We start from the raw sequence: 21541 nt of genomic DNA on the forward strand, positions 1-21541 counted from the left end.
CGTTCGGGAGGTCCGTCACGACAGCGTGAGCCGCCGCAGCGTCCCGTCGTCACCGACCCGGTAGAGGTCGAGCCGGTTGGCTCCGGCGGCGAAGAGCCGGTCGTCGGCGAGCAGCGCCGCGAAGCGCCGTCCACCGGCGTCCGGCGGCACCACGGGCACCACCGCGCCGACCGTGCCGTTCACCGCCACGGCGAGCCGGGTGCCGTCGGGCACGTCGTCCGGCACGGTGCCCCAGACCAACGCGGGCAGCCCGCCGCCGGCCGGGTCGACCGCGTCGAACGCGTCCCGGTTCGCCACCGTGGCGGACCCGCCTGCCGGCACGTCCCCGACCCGGGTGCCGACGAGCGGGTCGACCGGGAGCGGCGGGAGCGGGGCGGGCACGCCGCCGGTGACGGTGACCGGCTGGCCGGGGCGGTCGTAGAAGCGCTTGTCGGCCCGCTCGCGCGGCGCCGCCTTCGCCGACCGGCCGTCCATCCGCCAGGGCACCCGCATGTGCGTCTCGTCGGCGATCGTGGGCAGCAGGTCGACGTGCTCCCAGTTGCGGTCGTCCACCCGTCCGGCGCGCTGGCCGGGCTCCTTGACGAACATCGGCACCCAGGCCACCTCGTTCGCGGCGTGGTCGATGGCGTCCATCCCCCGGCCCTGCCAGTCCCGGCGGAAGCTCACCCCGTGGTCGGCGGTGACCACCACCAGCGCCTTGTCGTAGAGGCCGGTGGCGCGCAGCGTCCGCAGCGTCTCGCCGATCAGCCGATCGGTGTAGCCGAGCTGCGCCAGGTGCCGGGCGCGGGCCAGGTCGACCCAGCCGGCGCCGTCGTTGGGCAGGTCCTCCGGCGCCGCGTAGTGCGCCCCGGACGGCAGGTACGCCCACGGCGAGTGCGGCATCAGCAGGTGCAGGAAGTGCAGCGTGGGCCGGGTGTCCGGGCGCAGCCCGGCGAGGAACGAGGTGAACCGGGCCGGCTGGTTGTCGTCGAGCGTGTCCCAGCGGAACTTCGGGTCGTCCGGCACCGGCTCGGCGGCGTCCAGCCCGGCCTCGGCGGCGGTCCGCTCGCGGTAGGAGTCCTCCGGGTCGACCCGGCTGTCCACCGGCGCGGCGATCCGGCCCATCAGCTTGCCGCTCTCCCGGACCAGCACCCCGAGCCCCTGTTCCGGCGTGGTGGCCTGCTCGCAGCGGCTCGGCGGGCAGAGCCGGGTGATGCTCTCCTCGGCCTTGATCCGGTAGAGGCCGCCGAGCGCGGTGAACAGGTTGTCCGGGTACTGCGAGTAGTGCGGCGCCGCCCCCCGCTCCGGGTAGCGCCCGGTGAGCATCGCGGGCAGCGCGTAGGGCGTCCAGCCGCTGACGCCGGTGGCGTTGCGGTACCAGGTCGACCCGCCGGCCAGCGCCGCGAAGTTCGGGTAGCGCTCGGCGTCGATCCGGCCGTCCGGACCGAGCAGGGACACCAGCGGCAACTCGTCCAGCACGATCATGACCACCGGCGGGTGCGCACCCGCACCGGCCACACCGGCCGCGCCCCCCTCACCGCGCGGCAGCACCACCGCCGACGCGGGCGAGGCGAACAGGAACAACCCGACGAACACCAGTGGCCCGGCGGCGGCGACCCGCAGCACCCGCCGGGGCGCCCGCCACCGCCGGTGCGCGGCCGCGCCCGCGGCTCCGGCCGCACCGGCGACGACAAGCAGGGGTACGCCCCGAAGCGGCGTGACGTGCCGGCCGACCTGGACCGCCAGCGCGGCGAGCAGCAGGCCCACGAACGCGGTCTGCACGAGGGACCGGGTGAGGCGTCCGGCGGGCAGCGCGAGCGCGCCGAGCAGCGCGAACACCATCGTCGGCGCGAGCGCGATCAGGGCGACCAGCAGCAGCACGTCGGCCCGGGAGGCGCGGTGGAACAGGAAGAAGTCGGGGCTGCGGCCGAGCACGTCGAGCAGCGGCTGGGTGACCACCAGCCCGACCAGTGCCGTCACCTCTGCCAGCCGGGCCGCCTCGGCCCGCCACCAGGGCCGGCGCTCCCGGCGGTCCGGTCCGGCCGCGCGTTCCCGGGGTGGTGCGAGGGTGTCCTCAGCCACCCACCACCACCTGGTAGAGCGTGCGGGTGCCGGACGGCAGCTCGGTCCGGGCGACCACCCGGCCCCGGCGAGCCAGCAGCGCCTCGAAGGCGTCCCGCCGGTAGTCCGGGAACAGGCCGTCCGGCTTGTTCGCCAGCAGCCGGCGGGCCATCGGGTCGTCCGGGTGGACGAACTCCACCACCAGGCTGCCGCCGGTGGCGGTGAGCGCGGTCAGCTGGTCGAGCACCTCGGGCAGCGGCACGTTGCGCCCGATCGCCAGGTGGTGCACCACGGCCAGGGCCAGGACGGTGTCCGCGCGGGCCCGGTCGGCGAACGCGGCCCGCTCGACGCCGCGCCAGCCGCCGCCCGGCGACGGGTCGGCCAGGTCCATCACCAGCGGCAGGATCCGTGTCTCGCCCTCGTCGCGCAGCGCGCGGTAGAGCGTGTCGACCACTGCCGGGTCCTGCTCGACGGCGACGACGTGCGCGGCGTGCCGGGCGGCGATGCGGGCGTACCGGCCGTCGTTAGCGCCCAGGTCCAGCGCCGATCCTCCGCCGACGGCGGCCACCGCCCGGTCGACGAACTCCTCCTTGGCCTGCCGGTCCGGCACCGAGTACGCGCAGGTGCGCTGGTAGTCCGACCAGTGGCTGTCGCCGGGCCGGTGGTCGATCCGGCGGACCAGTTTCGTCAGCCCGCGTACCGTGGCCAGCGCCAGCTCCCGGGAGAACCCGGCGGCGCGCAACTGGGCGCGGACGTCGGTGGTGCTCGCGGCGGAGTTGCGGGCCTGCATCGCGCCGTGCAGGTGCACGTGGGTGGGCACGCCGGCTCGCCAGCGCCGGGCGCCGCCGAACAGCCGCCGCATCTGGTCCGGCTCGACGCCGTCGACGCGGGCGCGCAGGAACGGCTGGAAGTCCAGCCCGAGGTGGGCCTGGATCAGCAGCGGGTAGAGCAGCGTCTGGCAGAACTGCCGGTAGCCGGCCCAGGGTTCGCCGTCGCGCAGCGCCTCGAACGAGCCGACGTCGATGAAGACGGGCCGGGCGCCGCGCCACTGCACGTTGTAGGCCGATCCGTCCTTGGTGGTGAAGCCGGATTCCAGGGCGGCCCGCAGCACGTCCAGGTGCAGCAGCGCGGCGTCGCGCAGCATCGCGTACGACCACTCGTAGGGGTGCGACACGAACGGGATCCGTTCGTGCCGCAGCACCGCGGTCCAGGGCGCGTCGACCGGGGTCGGGGTCAGTTCCTCGGTGCCGACGATCTGCCCGCTGGTGGTGGCCTGGCGGAAGAAGTCGGTGACCGCCAGCGCCCGCCAGTCGCGGGCCGAGCGCTCGTCGAGCCCGCGCAGCACCTCGTCGCCGCGGTGGAACACCCGGTTGCCGGGGTCGCGGAAGGAGCCGGGTTCGACGCGGACGCCGGTGTCGGGGATCGTCACGCCGCCGGGCCCTGGTCGGTGGGCTGACGCCGGAACCGGGACACCAGGCGGCGCCAGTAGAGCTTGGCGGCCACTGCCACCCCGGCCACCCCGCCGACCACCGCCTGCACGATGAGACTGCCGGATCCCGCGTCCAGGTAGGCCAGATGCGTCACGGCTACTCTCCTTCCCTCGCCGGTCATCGGAGCATGCCCGGAATACGAGCTTTGTTGCTCGAAGCCGGACTTGTCCCTCACCGTAACGTCTCGGCGACCGGCCGCGCGGCCACACCGGCCACTCGTCCCCCGTCCGATCCGTTCAAGACGGGCCAGGCCGGGCGCGCCTACCGTGGCCGGCATGACACCGCAGTTCGATCTGGTCGGGACCGTGGTCACCGACATGGCCCACGCTCGACTTCTACCGGCGGCTGGGGCTGCCGATCCCGGCCGGCGCCGAGACCGAAGGGCACGTCGAGGCCACCCTGCCGAACGGCGTACGGCTGGCCTGGGACACGGTCGAGACGATCCGCAGCTTCTACCCCGACTTCGACCCGTCCGGCGGCAACAACCGGATGAGCCTGGCCTTCCGCTGCGCCGACCCGGCCGAGGTGGACCGCTGGTACGCCGAGCTGACCGGCGCCGGGCACCACGGTGAGCTGCCGCCGTGGGACGCGTTCTGGGGCCAGCGGTACGCGGTCCTGCACGATCCGGACGGCAACGGCGTCGACCTGTTCGCCCCGCTGCCCACGGCCGAGTAGACGCGAGCCGGCTCGCGGGCCGCTTCCGGGCCGGTCAGCTCGCCCGCGGGCGGCTCCGGGCCGGGGCGAGCAGCCGGGTCGGCGGCACCCCGGCCAGCTCGCGCACCTCGCGGGTCAGGTGGGCCTGGTCGGCGTACCCGCTGCGCACCGCCACCTCGGCGAGCGGCGCACCGGCGCGGGCCAGGTCCAGGGCGCGGCGCATCCGCAGGATGCGGGCCAGCGTCTTCGGGCCGTACCCGAAGAGGGCCCGGCTGCGGCGGTGCAGGGCGCGCGGGCCGAGGCCGACCTCGGCGGCGGTCGCGGCGACGGTGGCCCCGGCGGCCAGACGGGCGGCGACCCGCGCGCCGACCGGGTCGGGGCCGCCGGCCGCGCGCAGCCGGTCGCGGGCGACCCGGGTGAGCACCGAGGCGGCGTGGGCGTCGGCAGCGCTGACGGTAGCGGGCCCGTCGCCGCGGATCGGCGCGGCCAGCGCCGTCTCGACCCGCTCGGTCACCTCGGCGGCGGCGCGGCCCCACAGGTCGGCCAGCGGTACGCGGCGGTCCCGCAGTTCCTCGGCCGGCACCCCGAACACGGCCGGGCCGGTCCCCGGCGGCAGGCGCAGCCCGATCCACCGGTCCCCCGGCGCGGACCGCGACAGGTGCGCGGTGCGGTCCGGGCCGGCGACGAGCAGCCCGTTCCGGCTGGACCAGAGCAGGTCCAGGCACCCGTCCGGCAGCACCCGCGTCTCGCCCCCGCCGGACACGCTGCTCCACAGCACCCCGCCCGGAATCCGCGCCGCCTCCCACTCCCGGTACACACCGCCACCCTGCCACCCTCCCCGTCGATCATGAAGTTGACGGTGTCGGCGCCCGGCGTGTCGCGCCGCCAACCTCATGATCGACGGAGGTTCCTGGGGGGCCGGGGGCGGGGGCGTGGTCAGGGGCGGTGGTGCATGGCCAGGCGGAGCAGGAGGAAGCGCAGGGCTGTCGCGGCAAGGTTGGCGGCCACCAGGACGGTCAGCTCCCGTCCGCGACTCGGGGGCGTCGTGGCATGCAGTACGGCCAGGGAGCCGCTGGTCAGGGCCAGGCCGAGCGCGAACGCCAGCAGCCCCTGGAGGTGGTGGCGGCCGGCGTGCCGGCGTCCGGTCACCCCGAACGTGAGCCGCCGGTTGGCCGCCGTGTTGGCCACCGCGGTGAGCAGCAGCGCCAGCAGGTTCGCCGGTTGCGCACCGAGCGGGCCGCGGGCCAGCAGGAACAACAGCAGGTACGCGAGCGTGCTCGCCACGCCCACTGCGGCGAACCGGGCGAGTTGCCGGGGCAACCCGGCCGGCACCTGCGCCGGGGGTGTCGGCAGCGGTCCGCGCCCGAGCTGGGCGCGCAACCGCGCCAGCGGCAGCGCCCCGGTCACCAGCGCCCGGCCCAGCCGGCCGATGCCGCGCAGGTCGGCCAGCGCGGTGGCGACGATGTCGACGCGGCTGTCCGGGTCGTCCACCCAGTCCACCGGCACCTCGTGGATGCGCAGCCCGGCCCGCTGCGCCAGGACCAGCAGCTCCGTGTCGAAGAACCAGCCGGTGTCGCGTACCAGCGGCAGCAACTCGGCGGCCACGTCGGCGCGGATCGCCTTGAACCCGCACTGGGCGTCGGAGAAACGCGCCGCGAGCGCACCGCGCAGCAGCAGGTTGTAGCCCCGCGAGATGACCTCCCGCTTGGCGCCCCGGACCACCCGGCTGGTCCGCGCCAGCCGGGTGCCGATGGCCAGGTCCGAGTGCCCGGAGATGAGCGGCGCGACCAGCGGCAGCAGCGCGGCCAGGTCGGTGGACAGGTCCACGTCCATGTACGCGAGCACCGGCGCCGGCGAGGCCGACCACGCGGCGCGCAGCGCTCGCCCGCGTCCCTTCTCGTCCAGGCGCAGCACCCCCACCCCGGGCAGCTCGCCGGCGAGGGCGCGCGCCACCGCCGGCGTGCCGTCCACGCTGGCGTTGTCGGCCACCGTGATCCGGAACGGGTACGGGAAGTGCGCGGTCAGGTGCGCGTGCAGCCGCCGGACGCAGGGGCCCAGATCGCCCTCCTCGTTGTACACCGGAACCACCACGTCGAGCACCGCGCTGCCGGCTGCGGGCCGGGCCTGCACGGCGGCCCGGGGCGCGTACGTCTCCGTCATGGCTCAGCCCTGCTTTCCGCTGCTCAGGTCGTACACGGTCACGCCGTCGACGGTGGTCGCGGTGAAGGTTTCAGCGACCCAGGCGGCGATCTCGGCCGAGGCGTTGCTGCCGCCGTTGGCGCGGAACCCGCCGCCGCCGAGGAAGTAGTGGATCCGCCCGTCGGCGACGTACCGCTGGAACTGCGCGAGCGTCGGCGACGGGTCGCTGCCGTTGAAGCCGCCGATCGGCATGACCGGACGGCCGGTCGCCAGCTGGTAGCCGGAGGCGTTGTTCGAGCCGACAGTGGCGGCGACCCAGGGGTAGTCGTCGGCGTCGGCGGTGAGCAGCGCGGTCATCTCGGCGCTCGGCTCGCGGGCGTCGAGCAGCCCGCCCATGCCCCCGCCGCGCTGTCCCCGCCCTTCCTGCCTGGTCCCGCCGTCCTGGCCGGGGAAGCCGCCCTGACCCGGCACACCGCCCGGCCCGGTGCCGCCGTCCTGACCGGTGCCGCCGTCCTGACCGGTGCCGCCGGGCGCGCCCGGAGCCGAACCACCACCAGGGAATCCGGGGAACCCACCGGCGTTCGCCCCGCCGTCCTGGCCGGCGCCGCCCGGGCCGGAGCCGTCGGAACCCGTGCCGTCCGAACCGGTGCCGTCCGAACCGGTGCCGTTCGAACCGCCCGGGAAGCCCGGGAACTGCCCGTTCCCACCGCCCGGCATCCGCCCGCCCGGCCCGCCCGGCCCGCCGGGGCCGCCGAAGCCGCCCGCTCCGGCCGGCCCGGCGCTCGGGATCGAGCCGCTGTGCGGGGTGGCTGCGGTCTGCATCGCGTACGCGGCCGGCCCGGCCAGCGCCACCGCGATCCCGGCGACGGACACCACCGGCACGACCCACCGCGCAACCCGCCCGGCAAACCCGGCCCGGTGCCCCGACGTCGCCCCCGCCTCGGAGTTGACCAAGGAGTTCGCGTCACCCGGAACGCCACTTCCGGACACAAACTCCTTGATCACCGGGGCGGGCGGGGCGGGCGGGGCCGGCGGGGCGGGCGGGGCGGGCGGGGCGGGTGGGGAGCCGGGAGAGGGTGGGGAGGGCGTCCGGTGGGGGCGGGCGAGGAACGCTGCGGTGGCCAGGAGGGCGGCTGTGGTCAGGCCCAGGGCCAGCACCGTGGGGCGCAGCCAGGGGTGCCAGTCGGGGGTGCGGCCGAGCAGGTGCCAGGACCACCAGGCGGTGACCGCCAGCGTGCCGGCCAGGACCAGCGTGGCGGCCAGCCGGCGCCACCGGACCGCCGCGGAGCGGGCGCGCCACAACAGGGTGGTCCCGATGCCGACCAGCGCGCCGACCGCCGGGGCCAGGGCGACCGTGTAGTACGCGTGGAAGATCCCGGACATGAAGCTGAAGATCAGGCCGGTGACCAGCAGCCAGCCGCCCCACAGCAGCAGACCGGCCCGGGTGCGGTCGGTACGCGGCGCCCGCCCGGCCAGCCACAGCCCCGCCACCAGCAGGATCAGCGCGGCGGGCAGCAGCCAGGAGATCTGACCGCCGACCTCGGTGTCGAACATCCGCAGCAGCCCGGTCCGGCCGGAGAACGGTCCGCCGCCTCCCCCGCCGGGCCGGCCGCCACCGCCGCCGACGCTGCCCACCTCGTCGCCGGTGATGCGGCCCAGGCCGTTGTAGCCGAGCGTCAGCTCCAGGATGCTGTTGTTCTGCGAGCCGCCGATGTACGGGCGGGCGCTCGCCGGCACCAGCTCGACGATCGCCACCCACCAGCCGGCGGAGAGGACCACGGCCAGCCCGGCGAGCAGGAGCTGGCGGATCCGCCGTCCGAGGCCGGTCGGCGCGGCCAGCAGGTAGACCCCGGCGAAGACCGGGATCACCAGGAACGCCTGGAGCATCTTGGTGAGGAAGCCGAAGCCGACGAGCACGCCGGTCAGCGCGATCCACCGGGTGCTGGCCGTCTCGACCGCGCGCACCGTGGCGTACGCGGCGGCGACGAGCAGGAACACCAGCAGCGCGTCCGGGTTGTTGAACCGGAACATCAGCGTCGCCACCGGGGTGAGCGCGAGCACCGCGCCGGCGAGCAGTCCGGCGGCCGGGCCGTACCAGCGGCGGACCGTCGCGTACAGCACGCCGACCGAGGCGACGCCGAGCAGCGCCTGCGGCAGGAGGATCGACCAGCCGCTCAGGCCGAAGACGCGCACCGAGAGCGCCATCAGCCACAGCGACGCCGGGGTCTTGTCCACGGTGATCGAGTTGGCCGCGTCGGACGAGCCGTAGAAGAACGCCGTCCAGCTCTGCGACCCGGCCTGCACGGCGGCCGAGTAGAACGCGTTGGCCCAGCCGGAGGCGCCCAGACCCCACAGGTAGAGCAGCGCGGTCACGACCAGCAGGCCGAGCAGGGCCGGCCGGGCCCAGCGCGGTTCGCGGCCGGTGCGGGTCTGCGGGGTTACGGGCGCGGGGGCCGGCTCGGTGCCGGGTGGCGCGGCCGTGGGCACGGTCGGCAGGCTGTCGGTTCGGTTCATGCCGGCAAGCCTCGGCGGGTCCGCTGGCCCGCTCCCGTGAGCGGCCTATGCGTCGGCTGTGGATCCCGGCAGCCAGACCGTGAACGCGGTGTGGCCGGGCCGGCTGACCACGTCGACCCGCCCGTGGTGGGCCTCCACCACGGCGGCGACGATGGCCAGGCCCAGGCCGGTGCTGCCCTGCGCGCGGGAGCGGGAGCTGTCGCCGCGCGCGAACCGCTCGAAGACCTCCGGCTGCAACTGCTCCGGGATGCCCGGCCCGTCGTCGGTGACGCGCAGCTCGACGCCGCCGGGCGCGGGCGCGAGCCGGACGGTGACGGTGGTGCCGGCCGGGGTGTGCACGCGCGCGTTCGCCAGCAGGTTCGCCAGCACCTGGTGCAGCCGGTGGGCGTCGCCGGTGACGGTGAGCGGTTCGTCGGGCAGGTCGAGTTGCCAGCGGTGGCCGGGCCCGGCGACGTGCGCGTCGCTGACCGCGTTGACTGCCGTGGCGGTCAGGTCGACCGGCTCGGCGGCGAGCGGGCGGCCGGAGTCCAGCCGGGCCAGCAGCAGCAGGTCGTCGACGAGACTCGTCATCCGGGTGCTCTCCGACTCGACACGGCGCAGCGCGTGCGCCACGTCGGGCGGCACCTCCTGGCGGCCTCGGCGGGCCACCTCGGCGTACCCGCGGATGGCGGCGAGGGGGGTGCGCAGCTCGTGGCTGGCGTCGGCGACGAACTGGCGTACCCGCGTCTCGCTGGCCTGCCGGGCGGCGAGCGCGGCGGCGACGTGGCCGAGCATCCGGTTGAGCGCGCCGCCGACCTGCCCGACCTCGGTGCGGGGGTCGGTGTCGGCGGCCGGTACCCGCACGGACAGGGCGACCTCGCCGCGGTCCAGCGGCAGTTCGGTGACCCGGGCGGCGGTGGCGGCGACGCGGTTGAGCGGCCGCAGCGTGACCCGGACGATGAGCATGCCGAGGGCGCCGGCGATGACCAGTCCGGCGCCGATCACCCCGGCCTGCGCGACGAGCATCCACATGACTGTGTCGTCGACCTGGGCCAGCGGGATCGCGAGGACCAGGACGTCACCGTCGCCGCGCGGCGACGGCAGCGCGATCGCGCGGTAGCTCCCCCGGTCGCCGACGACGACTGTGTGCGGGCGGTCGCCGACGGGTACGCGGGCCAGCGCGGTCAGGTCGGCGGCGGGCACCTCCTCGCTGCCGCCGCTCTCGGACCGGACCCGGCCGACGGGTTCGGCGGCGGCGGGCACCCGGACCGCGATCGAGCCGGGCGGGAAGCCACCCGGGGGGTCCGGCGCCACCTCGTCGGCGTCCGGCGGGGTGGGCCGCTGGTCCGGGCGCGGCGGGTCGACGCCGCGGCGGGCCCAGCGTTCGAAGTCGGCGGGCCGCCGGTCGCCGAAGGTGAGCTGGTTGTCGATCTGGTCGACCAGGAAGTGCCGCAGCGCGACTGTGGTCAGGCCGCCGATGCCGATGCTGACCAGCGCGAGCAGGGCCACGACGGCGAGCACCAGGCGGCGGCGCAGCGACCACCCGGCGAGGCGGCGGCGCAGCCGGCCGCGCCTGTCACTCGGCGGGCTTGAGGACATAGCCCGCCCCGCGCAGCGTGTGGATCATGGGCGCGCGGCCCGCGTCGATCTTCTTGCGCAGGTACGAGATGTACAGCTCGACCACGTTGGCCTGGCCGCCGAAGTCGTAGTTCCACACCCGGTCGAGGATCTGCGCCTTGCTGAGCACCCGGCGCGGGTTGCGCATGAGGTAGCGCAGCAGCTCGAACTCGGTGGCGGTGAGCGTGATCAGGTCGTCGCCGCGGCGTACCTCGTGGCTGTCCTCGTCGAGGGTGAGGTCGCCGACGGTGAGCACCGCCTCCTGGCGGGCGGCGACCGCGAAGCCGGAGCGGCGCAGCAGCGCGCGCAGCCGGGCGATGACCTCCTCCAGGCTGAACGGCTTGGTGACGTAGTCGTCGCCGCCGACGGTGAGCCCGGCGACGCGTTCCTCCACCGCGTCGCGGGCGGTGAGGAACAGCACCGGCACGCTCGGGAACTGCTCGCGCAGGCGGCGCAGCACCTGGAAGCCGTCCAGGTCGGGCAGCATCACGTCGAGCACCACGGCGTCCGGGCGGAACTGGCGGGCGGTGGTGACCGCCGCCATGCCGCTGCCGGCGGTGGCGACCTGCCAGCCCTCGTACCGCAGGGCCATCGAGAGCAGGTCGGTGAGCGTCGGCTCGTCGTCGACGACGAGCACCCGCACCGGTTCGCCGTCCGGTCGGCGCAGCTCGATGCGACCCTGCGCGGACTGCGCGTTCATGACCATGCCCCCATCGTGGGCGGACCCGCTGTCGCCGGGCTGTCCCGATCCTGTGTACCAGCTGTGCGCGCCGTTCGGCGGCGATCCGGGCAGGTGCGGCCGGGTCTTCCGCACCGGGGCTACCCGGTGGTAACTTCCCGGCATGTCCATCGATGGTCGTGTTTCCGGCCGGTTGGCCGGCAAGGTGGTGCTGGTGACCGGCGCGGCCCGGGGCATCGGCGAGCACACCGCCCGCCTCGCCGCGGCCCGCGGCGCCCGGTTGTCCCTCGTCGGGCTGGAACCCGACCGGCTCGCCGCGCTCGCCGCCGAGCTGGGCCCGGGGCACGCCTGGTTCGCCGCCGACGTCACCGACCAGAACGCCCTCGCGTCGGCGGTGGACGGGACACTGGCGACGCTGGGCGGGATCGACGCGGTGGTGGCGAACGCCGGGGTGGCCAACCGCGGCACGATCGCCGTCGGCGACGTCGAGGCGCTGGTGCGTACGGTCGAGGTCAACCTGATCGGGGTGATGCGCACCGCGGCGGCGACCGTGCCCGCGCTCGTCGACCGGGGTGGCTACCTGCTGATCGTCTCCTCGGCCGCGGCGTTCGCCGCACTGCCCGGCATGGCCGCCTACTGCGCCTCCAAGGCCGGCGTCGAGCAGTTCGGCAACGCGGTCCGGCTGGAGCTGGCCCACCGGGGCGTGGCGGTGGGCACCGCCCATCCGTCGTGGGTGGACACGGATCTGGTCCGCGAGGCGCGCGCCGACCTGCCGGCCTTCGAGACCGCGCTGGCGAAGCTGCCCTGGCCGCTGCGGCGCACCACCACGGTGACCGAGTGCGCCGAGGCGTTCGTCCGGGCGATCGAGCGCCGCAGCCGCCGGGTGTACGTGCCACGCGCCGTGGCCGGCGTCCAGGCGGTGCGGTCGGCGCTGGTCAGCCCGCTGGCCGACCGGCTGGTGGGCCGCACCGCCCGGGCCACCGTGCCGTTGATCGAGGAGCAGTCCCGGGCGCTGGGCCGGGGCTTCGGCGCCAGCACGCCGCAGGGGCGGCCGTGAGCGCGCCGGTGGAGGTCGTCTACGAGCGGCGGGGCACCGGGCCCACGCTGGTGCTGCTGCACGGCATCGGTCACCACTGGGCCGCCTGGCGGCCGGTGATGGACCGCCTCGCCGAGGCGCACGACGTGATCGCCGTCGACCTGCCGGGCTTCGGCCGCTCCCCGGTGCCCGCCGCCGGGCTGCCCGCCGACATGCCCGGGCTGGCCGCGGCCATGGTCGAGCTGTTCGGCGCGTTCGGACTGGACCGCCCGCACGTCGCGGGCAACAGTCTCGGCGGCGCGATCGCGCTGGAACTGGCCGCGCTCGGCGCCGTCTCCTCGGCCACCGCGCTGTCGCCGGCCGGGTTCTGCACCGCGCGCGAGCTGCGCTGGGCGCTGACCGTGCTCTCCCTGCACCGCAACGCGGCCCGGCTGCCCGAACCGGTGCTGCGCCGCCTGTTCGCCGCGCCCGCGCTGCGGATGCTGGCGATGGGCATGATCCTGGCCCGGCCCAACCGGATGGCCCTCGACGACGCGCTCGCCGACGCCCGCGCGCTGCGCCAGGCCCGGGCGTTCCGCGCCGTCGCCCGCGCCGGCCGGGGGTACGCCTACGCGGGCGCGCCGACGGTGCCGGTGACCGTCGCGTGGGGTACGCGGGACCGGATCCTGCCGTACCGGCAGGCGGCGCTGGCGCGTACCCGGCTGCCCGGCGCCCGGCACCTGGACCTGCCCGGCTGCGGGCACGTGCCGATGCACGACGACCCCGAGCTGGTCGCCTCGGTCATCCTCGGCACCACCGGGGTCCGGCCGGCCTGACGCCTCGCGCCCGGCCGCTGCGGAGTCTCACTCGGTCGCGCCGAACGGGAACGTGTGCACGTACCGCATCGTCCAGCCGCCGGGTGACGCGTGGTCGTCGCGCTCGTAGAGGTGGTCGGCCACCCCCTCGGCCGGCTCCTCCGGATGACGCAGCACCCACCGCGCCGGCGGCACGCCGTCCGGCCCGGCGGGCAGCTCCCGGGTCAGCTCGTCGGCCGGTCCGCCGACGAACCGTACGCGCACCACGGCCACCGCTGCCCTCCGTCCGTCGACGCCCTCGCCGCGAAGCTACCCCGCCGCGGTGCGTACCCTCGGCGGTTTGCACAGCTCCGGGGCCGGGTAGCGGGACCGGAGGGCACCGGACGAGGCGAGGAGTGGGCGATGAGGACGCTGGGCGGGCGGTACGAGCTCGAACAGCGGGCCGGCCTGGGTGGCATGTCGGAGGTGTGGCGCGCGCACGACCGCGTGCTGGACCGGACCGTCGCGGTGAAGCTCATCTCGCCCGCGCTGGACGGCGACGCCGGCTCGGTCGAACGCATCCGGGACGAGGCGCGTTCGGCGGCTCGGCTGGTGCACCCGAACGTGGCGAGCGTGCACGACTTCGGCACCGCGACGCTGCCGGACGGGCGGCCGGTGCCGTACATCGTGATGGAGCTGGCCGAGGGCGAGACGCTCGCCGCGCACCTGCGCAGCGGGCCGCTGGACTGGCGGATCGCGGTGCGGGTCTGCGCCGAGGTGTGCGCCGCGCTCGCCGCCGCGCACGCGCACGGCATCGTGCACCGGGACGTGAAGCCCGCGAACGTGATCCTCACCCCGTGCGGGGTGAAGGTGCTCGACTTCGGCATCGCCACCCCGGCCGGCGCGCCGGACCGCACTCCGGACGGCGTCGTGGTGGGCACCCCGGCGTACCTGGCGCCGGAACAGCTCGACCGGCAGCCCGCCACCCCGGCCGCCGACATGTACGCCCTCGGCGTGCTGCTGTACTACTGCCTCACCGGCGAGCTGCCGTACGAGGCGGGCAGCACCACCCAGCTGCTCGGGTCGCGCCGCCGCCGGCCGCCCCGCCCGCTGCCCGAGGTTCCCGGCCTGCCGGGCGAGGTGGCCGAGCTGTGCCGCAGCTGCCTCGACGCCGACCCGTCCGCCCGGCCGACCAGCCCGATGGCCGCGTTGCTGCTGGCCGAGGCCGTGGACGCCCGGGTCTACGTGCCGATGACCGCGGTGCTGCCCCGGCAGCGCGCGCCGCAGGTGTCGCCGTGGACCAGCCGGGCCGCCGCCGAGGCCACCGAGGCGATGGCGGTGGACGCCGCGCCGAGCGGCCGGGTCGGCTGAGCGCTCCTACTGCCTGCCCGGGCGCGGTTTCGCCGCTCGGGGTCCGGGAACGCGGTCCGGTGAGTGACGGGAGGAACGCGATGCCGGATCCGAGTTCCTGGCTGGCCGAGACGGCCACGGCGACCGCGGCGGGCGGTCACGTACGCACCGACGACGGCGGGCTCTCCTCCGCCCTGGCGTCCCCGCTGGCGCCGCACTGCACCGGCCTGACGCCGGAGCAGCTCCTGGCCGCGGCGTTCGCCTCCTGCCTGCACCACGCGGCGGTGGAGGCGGCCGGGGAGATCACCGACGAGGCGCACACCGTGCAGGTGACCGCCGAGGCGAAGCTGGGCCGCGACGACGACGGCCGCTACCGGGCCGACGTGCACGCCGAGATCTCCTCGGCGGGGCTGACCCGGGACCAGTTGGCCGACCTGGTCGCGTACGCCGACCGGCTCTGGCCGTTCTCCAGCGGCGACCCGAGCCGGCACCGGCTCACGGTGACCCCGGCGGAGAACGGCCGGCACTGAGCGTTCACCAGCGGAAACCGGCGGTCACCGCCCGGTGGTCGCTGTCCGGGGTGCGCAGCACCCCGGCGGTGGTCGGCGTCAGTCCCCGGTAGAGGACGTGGTCGGGGCGGGTGACCGGCAGTTCCGCCGGCCAGGTGAACCCGAATCCCTGCCCGGCCTCGGCCTGGGCGTCGCCGAGCAGCCGGGTCAGCGGGTCGAAGACCCGGTCGGTGGTTGCGGTGTTCAGGTCGCCGAGCACCACCAGCCGGTCGGCCGGGTCGGCGCGCACGGCGTCGGCGAGCGCGGCGACGGTCTGGTCCCGGGTGGCGGTGTGCCCGGCCCGCGCGGAGCCGAGGTGGACCACGTACACGGTCAGGTCGCCCCGGGGCGCGGCGACCACGGCCCGCAGCGCGCGGTCCCAGCCCAGCCCGGTGTCGACGCCGTGCGCCTCGCGGATCGGCCACCGGCTCCACAGCGCGACAGTCGACACCACCGCCCGGTGCGGGTAGCGCTCGGCCAGCACGGGCGCCACCCGGTCGCCGTCGGCGACCTCCTGGAGCCCGATCAGGTCCGGGGCGTCGCCGGTGAGCGCGCCGACGGTGGCGGCCGGGTCGGGGTTGCCCACGCGCAGGTTCTGGCTGACCACCCGCACCGCGGCGCCGTCCGCGCCGGCGGCCGGGGGCAGCCACGCGCGGCCGTAGAGCCCGGCCCAGACCAGGGCCGGCAGCAGCACCGCCAGCAATGCCGGCCGGGAGCGGCGCAGCAGCGCCGCGAGCGCGAGCAGCGGTACGGCGATCCCGAGCAGCGGGGTGACGCTGTCCACCAGGCTGCCCAGGCCGTTGACGTTCGGCACCGCCCGGTGCCCGGCCAGCAGCAGTGCGAGCAGCACGGCGCAGACGACGAGGATCGTGCCGCGCCGGCTGCGGGGGCCGGGCGGGCGCTCGTCGACCATCCGCTCCGTCACCGTCGGAATCGTATCGAGCGCCCCGGTCGTCGCGCGGCGGCCTCGCCATGATCCACAACCCCGGCGCCGGAGCCGCCGGATCGCGGTCGGTCGATCCCGGCCGTCGGCGGACCGCCGCCGCGCGAGGGCCGCCCGACCAGGGCACCCTCGGCCGAACGGAGGAGCCGGGCGTCCGCCGCAGCCAGCTCACCCCGACGTCCGTTTCACACCGCCCAAACCGACATAGGCATTGTTCCGGGTACGCGAGGTTGGCGGTTTTCATGATCTGCCAACCCGAATGCGGCCCGCGAATCCGGCAGATTGTGGCGCATGCCACCAATCACCCCGATGGCAAAGGGCCGGAAGCTTTCTAGCCTCGGCGGGTGCATCCCGACCACCCCGATCATCAGCCGCTGCCCGCCAACCGCCGGGTTCGCCGAACGATTGACCCGGCATCAGCCGAACGGAGAGTGGGACGTCACCGCGCCCCGGAACCGCCACGGCGCGGATCGGCCCGGTCCGTACCCGGCCGGATCGCGGTGGCCACCGGCGTCACCTGCTGCCTCGGCCTGATCGGCGTAGCAGGCGTCGGCGAGACCGGCCCGGCGCACCTGGAGGTACGCGAGGCGGTCGCCGACCGGGCCGCCGCCGACCAGCGCGCCTCCCGCGACTTCACCCGGGTCGCGCCGCCGGCCGCCGCGGCCCTGCCGCCGCCGGCTCCCACACCCAGCGCCACCCCGGCGACGAAGAAGCCGCCGCGCAAGCCCGCACCGCCCAAGCGCCCCCGGCCGGTCGCCGGCCTGGACCAGCGGCAGATGGACAACGCCAAGGCCATCGTCGACGTGGGCCGGGAGATGAAGATGCCCCGCCGGGCCCTCGTCGTCGCAGTGGCCACCGCCATGCAGGAGAGCAATCTCTACAACCTGGCCAGCGACGTGCTGCCGGAGTCCTTCGACCACCCGCACCAGGGCAGCGGCTCCGACCACGACTCGGTCGGGCTGTTCCAGCAGCGCCCCAGCAGCGGCTGGGGCACTGTCGCCCAGCTCATGCGGCCGGCGTACGCGGCCCGCGCCTTCTACGCCGCGCTGCGCGAGGTGCCGGGCTGGGAGGACATGAGCGTCACCGCCGCAGCCCAGGCGGTGCAGGTGTCCGCCTACCCCGACGCGTACGCCCGGCACGAGAGGCGCGCCACGACCGTGGTGGCGGCGCTGGTCTGACCCGGCGCGAATCAGGCGGCGCTGCGCCCGGCACCACCGGGCCGCACGCTCGCCGCGGCCGTGGGCGTGTCCACCGCGACCCGCTCGCCCCGTGCCCCGGCCAGGATCTCGTCGACCCGCGACTCCCGGCGCCGGCGAGCCAGCAGGGCCGCCTCGAACTCGCGGCGCGCCCGCACCGCCTCGGCGTACGCCTCCTCCCGCAACCGGCGGGCCTCCTCGCGCGCGGCCTCCAGCTCGGCGCGGGCCTGCGCCAACAGCTCCGCGGCCTCCCGTTCGGCGGCCGACGGGCGGGACTGGCCCCCCTCGACCGGGGCGGTACGGCGATGCAGGAAGTCGCACAGGTGCAGGGCGTCCGAGCGGATCTGGTCCCACTCCCGGCCGGCCCTCGCGGCGCCCTCCGCACGCGCCGCCAGCCGCCCCAGCCGCAGGCTCAGCTCGTCTAGGCAGGCGTCGACCTGACGTCTGTCGTAGCCGGTCTCCACCACCGAGAACCTCATGCGTCGCCCCCCAGGCAGCCGGTGTGCGTCCCCACCTGCCGATCCTGCGGTGCAAGCGCTCCCGGGCGCGGCCGTTCCCACAAAATGTTCAGGATGCGGTGGCCCGGACTTCCCGCTCCTACTGGTGCTTCGGGAGCACGACCACCCGTCCGAAGAACTCGTCGATCCGGCGCACCACGTCGTTGAAGTCGTCCAGGTCGATCGGCTTCGTCACGTACGCGTTGGCCTGCAGGGTGTAGCTGCTGACCACGTCGGTGTCGGCGTTGGAGGTGGTCAGCACGACGATCGGGATGGTCCGCAGGCTCTCGTCACCCTTGACCTCGCCGAGCACCTGCCGCCCGTCCATCCGGGGCATGTTCAGGTCGAGCAGGATCACGTCCGGGCGCTGCGCCTCGGTGTGCCGGCCCTCGCGGCGGAGGAACTCCATCGCCTCCTGGCCGTCGGCGACCACGTCGATGACCTTGTCGACGTCCGAGTCGGCGAGCGCCTCCTCGATCATCAGGACGTCGCCCGGGTCGTCGTCCACCACCAGGATGCGAACGGGGCTGGGACTGGTCTGACCCATCGGTTTACCTGCTTCGTGGTGAGGAGGGCGTCCGGCCGCACGGCCGGCTGCTGGCGGGGAAATGTACCGGATCAGGAGGCGGCCGGCGCGGTCGGGTCGGCGGTGTCGCGGCCGTGGTGGAGCACGTCGGCCAGCCCGGTCACCTGGAGCACCCGGTCCACCCGGCCGGTCGCCCCGGTGAGCCGCAGCCAGCCGCCGTCGGCGGCGACGAGATTGTCGCCGCGGACGAAGGCCGCGATGCCGGTGGAGTCGCAGAACGTCAGTTCGGTGAGATCGAGCAGCAGCTCGCGGTGCCCCTCGGCGACCAGCCGGTCGATCGTCGAGTTCAACTCTCCGGCCGTGGCGAGGTCGAGCTCGCCGGCCAGCCGGAGGCAGACGCCGCTCCCGTCCCGCTGGGCGTACGTGACGGTGAACGTCACAGTGGCCCCCCTCGCTCCCACCACGGAAAACCCTTGCAGTGGTGCAAGTATATGGGACGGCCGCCCCGGCGCCCGTCAGCGGCCCGCCGCCGACAGCCCGCCCACCAGTGCGCGGCCCCGGTCGAGGAAGGCGGCCGCGCGCGGGAAGTCGCGCAGCTGCTGTCCATAGTGCTCCAGAGTCAGCCCCACCGCGCCCGCCGGCACCCCGCGGCTGACCAGGATCTCCACCAGCCACTCGACGAACGCGGTGAACAGCGTCGCGTCGTCCACGTAGAGCGCGGCGGCCAGGAAGTCCACGATGTAGCCGAGGTCGCTGATCGTGGAGTCGAGCTGCGCGGGGGTGTAGTCGGCCGTCGACGGCACCCGCTCCCGCAGGTCGGCCAGGGCGCTGTCGATCAGTTCGCCGCGCCGCTTGACCAGGCTGGCGTACTCGTCGTCGGCCAGGTGGTCCAGCCGCGCGGGCGGCGCCTCGCGCAGCGCCCGCTCGTCGGCCACCAGGTCCGCCGCGGCCGGCGCGTCGGGCGCCCACGGCACACCGAGCACGCGGGCCCAGCGGCCGTCGTCGCCGAAGCCCCGGCCGCCGACCACCACCGGCACGTCGGAGCGGCGGCACGCCTCCACCATCCGGTGGGCGTGCGGCAGGCGCATCGGCAGGGCGCACGCGAGCGCCACCGCCTCCGCGTCGTAGCGGTGCAGGTAGGACACCAGGTGCGCGGCCGGGACGCTGGCACCGAGGAAGACGACCTGCCAGCCGCGCAGCCGCAGCACCTCGGCCACCAGCCGGGCCGGCAGCGCGTGCCACTCGCCGTCCATGCAGGCCATCACGATCCGCCCGCGCGTCGGGCGGGGATCGGCGTACGCGGCCACCGCGGCCACCACCCGCTCGCTGATGTGGGTGGCGGCGTGCTCCTGGGCGACGCTCCACTCGTTGCGGGCCCAGCGTTCGCCCACCTCGGCCTGGGCCGGGGCGACCAGGTCCAGCAGCACCCGCTCGGCCGGCACGCCCGCCTCCAGCAGCCCGCGCGCCACCGCCACGGCGGCGGACTCGTCGGCGTCGGCCAGGCACTCCAGATAGCCGGCGAAGGCGTGGCCCGGGTCGGCCCCGACGGTCGGCACGGTCACGCGGGCAACTCCCTCGTTCGTTCGGTCCCGGCCAGGTCCGGCACGGCGTGCAGGTGCCGCGGCGCCCGCCCGGCCGGGCCGGTGGCCCGCAGCGCGAGCACCGCGATGTCGTCGTGGTCGCCGTGCGCGAGCCAGTCGCAGGTCACCTGCTCGACCCGCTCGGCGAGCGCGGGCGCGGGCATCCGGTGGCAGCCGGTGATCGCGTTGAGCAGCCGCTCGGCGCCGAACTGCTCGTCGCCGCGCCGGCCGCCGCGCGCCTCGGTCACCCCGTCGCTGTAGAACAGGCAGGTCTCCCCCGGCGCCAGCTGCACCGTCACCTCGCCGATGCGGGGATCGGGCACCACGCCGATCAGCATGCCGCGCAGCGGCACCACCTCGACCTCGCCGGACTCCCGCAGCACCAGCGGCGGCAGGTGCCCACCGCCGGCCAGGGTCAGCGTCAGGCCGCCGTCGCGGTCCGGTCGCGCCACGCCGAGCACCATGGTGGCGAACCGGCCCTGCCCGTGCGCCTGCGTGGTCTCCAGCAGCGCGTCGTTGAGCAGCTTCAGCAGCCGCCCCGGCTGGGTCTCGATCCGGTGCAGCGCCTGCAGGCACTGACGCAGCTGGCCGGTGAACACGGCCGCCTCCACGCCCTTGCCCGACACGTCACCGAGGAAGAAGACCGAGCCGCCGTCGGCGAGCCGGTGCGAGCCGTAGAAGTCGCCGCCGATGCGCAGCCCGGCCTGCGCCGGCCGGTACGCGGTGCCCCACTGCACCCCCGCCGCGGGGGCCGGCTCGACCGGCAGCAGGCTCGCCTGCAACGTGTCGGCGACCTCCGCCTGGTCGCGGTAGAGCATGGCGGTGGTCAGCGCCGCGCCGGCCCGGGCCGCGAACGCGCGGACCAGGTCCACGTCGGCCTCGTCGTACCAGCGGTCGGCCCGCCGGACCACCAGCAGCGCCCCGGCCGGTGCCTCCCGGCCGGGCAGCGGCACCACCCGCGCGGTGGCGCCGGAGGCGTCCAGTCCGGGCAGCCAGCCCGCCTCGGCGGCCTGCTCGACCAGCCAGTCCAGCTCGTGCGGCTCGGCGCCGGACAGGCCGGCCTCGATGGCCGCCGGGAGCGCCGGGGCGGGCAGCACCCCGCTGTCCACCACCGGCGAGCGGTCGTCCGCGCGTACCGCCCGCCACCAGCGGGCGCGCCCGGAGCGCGGGGCGAGCACCAGGACCGCCACGTCGGCCGCCGTGGGCACCGCCAGACGCACCACCGCGGCGGCGGCCCGGTCCGGGTGCAACGGGTTGCCGAGCTTCTCGCCGACCACGGCGAGGAACGCCGAACGGGCCCGCTCGGCCAGCAGCGCGTCGGCCCGGCTGACGCTCTCGGTGACGTCGTCGACGTACCAGCAGCGCCGGCGGTGGGACAACGCGACCGGGCGTACCCGCAGCCGCCGCCCGTGGTGGGTGAACTCGGCCGGGCCGTCGCCGCGCAGCGGGGCCGGCCCGGCGGCGGCCAGCAGCTCCCCGGGCGTCGCCTCCGGGATCAGCCGCTCCGCGACCGGGCTCACGTGCCGGACGACACCGTCGCCGTCGCAGACGACCAGGCCCTCGCGGAAGTGCTCGACCACCTCGGACCAGTTCGGGACGGTGCGGTCGCGGTCGGCTGCCAGCGGCGGCAGGGCGGACGGCGCCGGTGCGGCGGCGGACCATGCCCGGGCCCGTGCGGCACTCGGCGTGGAGATCCGTCCGTCGCCCGGGTCGGCACCCCTGACGTCGGCAGCAGTCACCAGCTGAGCCCCACTCTCCTCGTCGACACCCGGGGGCGCCGGACCCGGCGCCTGTGGTCACGTCTCACCGCCCACCCTACGCCGGTGTGCCGGGAACGCCACCTCACGGCGCTGCCGGCCCGCTCGCGCGTCCAGCGACGTGCTGCCGCTGTTGTTACGATCCTGTCAACCCGGTCCCGGCCGGCAGCCCCGCGGAAAGGCGTGACGTGGTTCCTCAACGGAGAAGGCCCGAGGCGAGCCC

General features: G+C 75.8%; 20 protein-coding genes and 1 pseudogene. 6 read left to right on the top strand and 15 right to left on the bottom strand.

The features are described from left to right. Positions 1-15: 15 nt before the first annotated feature. The 3 genes from ACN27C_RS26080 to ACN27C_RS26090 are packed head-to-tail and all read right to left on the bottom strand — an operon-like array spanning position 16 to position 3624. Positions 16-2061, bottom strand: coding sequence for a sulfatase-like hydrolase/transferase (locus ACN27C_RS26080; protein ID WP_422748731.1), 2046 nt, complete (start codon positions 2059-2061; stop codon positions 16-18). Next, a complete protein-coding gene (locus tag ACN27C_RS26085) occupies positions 2054-3469 on the bottom strand; it encodes a methyltransferase domain-containing protein (protein ID WP_422748734.1) in 1416 nt (471 codons plus the stop codon). The genes ACN27C_RS26080 and ACN27C_RS26085 overlap by 8 nt, the downstream gene beginning before the upstream one ends. After that, positions 3466-3624: a hypothetical protein gene (locus ACN27C_RS26090; RefSeq protein ID WP_018787270.1), complete on the bottom strand. Its 159-nt coding sequence runs from the start codon at positions 3622-3624 to the stop codon at positions 3466-3468. The genes ACN27C_RS26085 and ACN27C_RS26090 overlap by 4 nt, the downstream gene beginning before the upstream one ends. 181 nt (positions 3625-3805) lie before the next feature. On the opposite strand from ACN27C_RS26090, the pseudogene ACN27C_RS26095 reads away from it, so the two are divergent. Further along, positions 3806-4205 (top strand): annotated as a pseudogene (locus tag ACN27C_RS26095) (VOC family protein). 34 nt (positions 4206-4239) lie between these two features. Here the strand turns inward: ACN27C_RS26095 and ACN27C_RS26100 are convergent. The 5 genes from ACN27C_RS26100 to ACN27C_RS26120 form a co-directional block, all read right to left on the bottom strand. Next, the gene (locus ACN27C_RS26100) at positions 4240-5001 is read right to left on the bottom strand and encodes a helix-turn-helix domain-containing protein (RefSeq protein WP_422748738.1); all 762 of its coding nucleotides are present in this window, start codon (positions 4999-5001) and stop codon (positions 4240-4242) included. 119 nt (positions 5002-5120) lie between these two features. Continuing rightward, entirely contained in the window at positions 5121-6344 is a 1224-nt protein-coding gene (locus ACN27C_RS26105) for a dolichyl-phosphate beta-glucosyltransferase (RefSeq protein WP_422748741.1), read from the bottom strand. Positions 6345-6347: 3 nt separating this feature from the next. Next, a complete protein-coding gene (locus ACN27C_RS26110; RefSeq protein WP_422748744.1) occupies positions 6348-8837 on the bottom strand; it encodes an ArnT family glycosyltransferase in 2490 nt (829 codons plus the stop codon). A gap of 45 nt (positions 8838-8882) precedes the next feature. Further along, complete coding sequence (locus tag ACN27C_RS26115; protein ID WP_422748747.1) at positions 8883-10415, bottom strand: HAMP domain-containing sensor histidine kinase; 1533 nt, start codon at positions 10413-10415, stop codon at positions 8883-8885. Continuing rightward, positions 10393-11139 carry a response regulator transcription factor gene (locus tag ACN27C_RS26120; RefSeq protein WP_030269147.1) on the bottom strand — a complete coding sequence of 249 codons (747 nt, stop codon included), beginning with the start codon at positions 11137-11139 and terminating at the stop codon, positions 10393-10395. The genes ACN27C_RS26115 and ACN27C_RS26120 overlap by 23 nt, the downstream gene beginning before the upstream one ends. A gap of 136 nt (positions 11140-11275) precedes the next feature. Here ACN27C_RS26120 and ACN27C_RS26125 point away from each other — a divergent pair, with 136 nt between their 5' ends. Both ACN27C_RS26125 and ACN27C_RS26130 read left to right on the top strand, forming a co-directional pair. Next, the gene (locus ACN27C_RS26125; protein ID WP_121685520.1) at positions 11276-12169 is read left to right on the top strand and encodes an SDR family oxidoreductase; all 894 of its coding nucleotides are present in this window, start codon (positions 11276-11278) and stop codon (positions 12167-12169) included. After that, entirely contained in the window at positions 12166-12963 is a 798-nt protein-coding gene (locus tag ACN27C_RS26130; protein ID WP_422748751.1) for an alpha/beta fold hydrolase, read from the top strand. Before ACN27C_RS26125 ends, ACN27C_RS26130 begins: the two co-directional genes overlap by 4 nt. Before the next feature lie 27 nt (positions 12964-12990). Here ACN27C_RS26130 and ACN27C_RS26135 read toward each other — a convergent pair whose 3' ends face one another. Then, a complete protein-coding gene (locus tag ACN27C_RS26135; protein ID WP_121685522.1) occupies positions 12991-13215 on the bottom strand; it encodes a hypothetical protein in 225 nt (74 codons plus the stop codon). A 129-nt stretch (positions 13216-13344) separates the two neighbouring features. On the opposite strand from ACN27C_RS26135, the gene ACN27C_RS26140 reads away from it, so the two are divergent. Both ACN27C_RS26140 and ACN27C_RS26145 read left to right on the top strand, forming a co-directional pair. Continuing rightward, positions 13345-14292: a serine/threonine-protein kinase gene (locus ACN27C_RS26140; protein ID WP_252448998.1), complete on the top strand. Its 948-nt coding sequence runs from the start codon at positions 13345-13347 to the stop codon at positions 14290-14292. A gap of 80 nt (positions 14293-14372) precedes the next feature. Beyond that, entirely contained in the window at positions 14373-14801 is a 429-nt protein-coding gene (locus tag ACN27C_RS26145) for an OsmC family protein (RefSeq protein WP_013285994.1), read from the top strand. Between the two features lie 4 nt (positions 14802-14805). On the opposite strand, the gene ACN27C_RS26150 is transcribed toward ACN27C_RS26145, so the two are convergent. After that, complete coding sequence (locus tag ACN27C_RS26150; RefSeq protein WP_244933360.1) at positions 14806-15744, bottom strand: endonuclease/exonuclease/phosphatase family protein; 939 nt, start codon at positions 15742-15744, stop codon at positions 14806-14808. A 362-nt stretch (positions 15745-16106) separates the two neighbouring features. On the opposite strand from ACN27C_RS26150, the gene ACN27C_RS26155 reads away from it, so the two are divergent. Beyond that, entirely contained in the window at positions 16107-16940 is an 834-nt protein-coding gene (locus ACN27C_RS26155) for a hypothetical protein (RefSeq protein WP_422748757.1), read from the top strand. A gap of 11 nt (positions 16941-16951) precedes the next feature. Here the strand turns inward: ACN27C_RS26155 and ACN27C_RS26160 are convergent, their stop codons facing one another. From ACN27C_RS26160 to ACN27C_RS26180, 5 genes are all read right to left on the bottom strand, one after another. Then, on the bottom strand, positions 16952-17437 hold the full coding sequence (locus ACN27C_RS26160; RefSeq protein ID WP_422748759.1) for an ATPase: 486 nt from the start codon (positions 17435-17437) through the stop codon (positions 16952-16954). 118 nt (positions 17438-17555) lie between these two features. Beyond that, complete coding sequence (locus tag ACN27C_RS26165) at positions 17556-18002, bottom strand: response regulator (protein WP_120570165.1); 447 nt, start codon at positions 18000-18002, stop codon at positions 17556-17558. A 71-nt stretch (positions 18003-18073) separates the two neighbouring features. Beyond that, positions 18074-18421, bottom strand: a complete 348-nt coding sequence (locus ACN27C_RS26170) for an STAS domain-containing protein (RefSeq protein WP_120570166.1) — start codon at positions 18419-18421, stop codon at positions 18074-18076. Positions 18422-18496: 75 nt separating this feature from the next. After that, entirely contained in the window at positions 18497-19543 is a 1047-nt protein-coding gene (locus tag ACN27C_RS26175; protein WP_120570167.1) for a cobalamin B12-binding domain-containing protein, read from the bottom strand. Then, positions 19540-21300: a PP2C family protein-serine/threonine phosphatase gene (locus tag ACN27C_RS26180; RefSeq protein ID WP_422748762.1), complete on the bottom strand. Its 1761-nt coding sequence runs from the start codon at positions 21298-21300 to the stop codon at positions 19540-19542. The genes ACN27C_RS26175 and ACN27C_RS26180 overlap by 4 nt, the downstream gene beginning before the upstream one ends. Positions 21301-21541 lie beyond the last annotated feature (241 nt).

Source organism: Micromonospora sp. WMMD1219 (assembly GCF_049315215.1).
In the GTDB taxonomy this organism is placed as follows: domain Bacteria; phylum Actinomycetota; class Actinomycetes; order Mycobacteriales; family Micromonosporaceae; genus Micromonospora; species Micromonospora tulbaghiae.

Coding starts and splice junctions, on each gene's coding strand:
- ACN27C_RS26105 (WP_422748741.1), bottom strand. CDS start 6,344: ATGACGGAGACGTACGCGCCCCGGGCCGCCGTGCAGGCCCGGCCCGCA.
- ACN27C_RS26110 (WP_422748744.1), bottom strand. CDS start 8,837: ATGAACCGAACCGACAGCCTGCCGACCGTGCCCACGGCCGCGCCACCC.
- ACN27C_RS26115 (WP_422748747.1), bottom strand. CDS start 10,415: ATGTCCTCAAGCCCGCCGAGTGACAGGCGCGGCCGGCTGCGCCGCCGC.
- ACN27C_RS26120 (WP_030269147.1), bottom strand. CDS start 11,139: ATGGTCATGAACGCGCAGTCCGCGCAGGGTCGCATCGAGCTGCGCCGA.
- ACN27C_RS26125 (WP_121685520.1), top strand. CDS start 11,276: ATGTCCATCGATGGTCGTGTTTCCGGCCGGTTGGCCGGCAAGGTGGTG.
- ACN27C_RS26140 (WP_252448998.1), top strand. CDS start 13,345: ATGAGGACGCTGGGCGGGCGGTACGAGCTCGAACAGCGGGCCGGCCTG.
- ACN27C_RS26145 (WP_013285994.1), top strand. CDS start 14,373: ATGCCGGATCCGAGTTCCTGGCTGGCCGAGACGGCCACGGCGACCGCG.
- ACN27C_RS26160 (WP_422748759.1), bottom strand. CDS start 17,437: ATGAGGTTCTCGGTGGTGGAGACCGGCTACGACAGACGTCAGGTCGAC.
- ACN27C_RS26165 (WP_120570165.1), bottom strand. CDS start 18,002: ATGGGTCAGACCAGTCCCAGCCCCGTTCGCATCCTGGTGGTGGACGAC.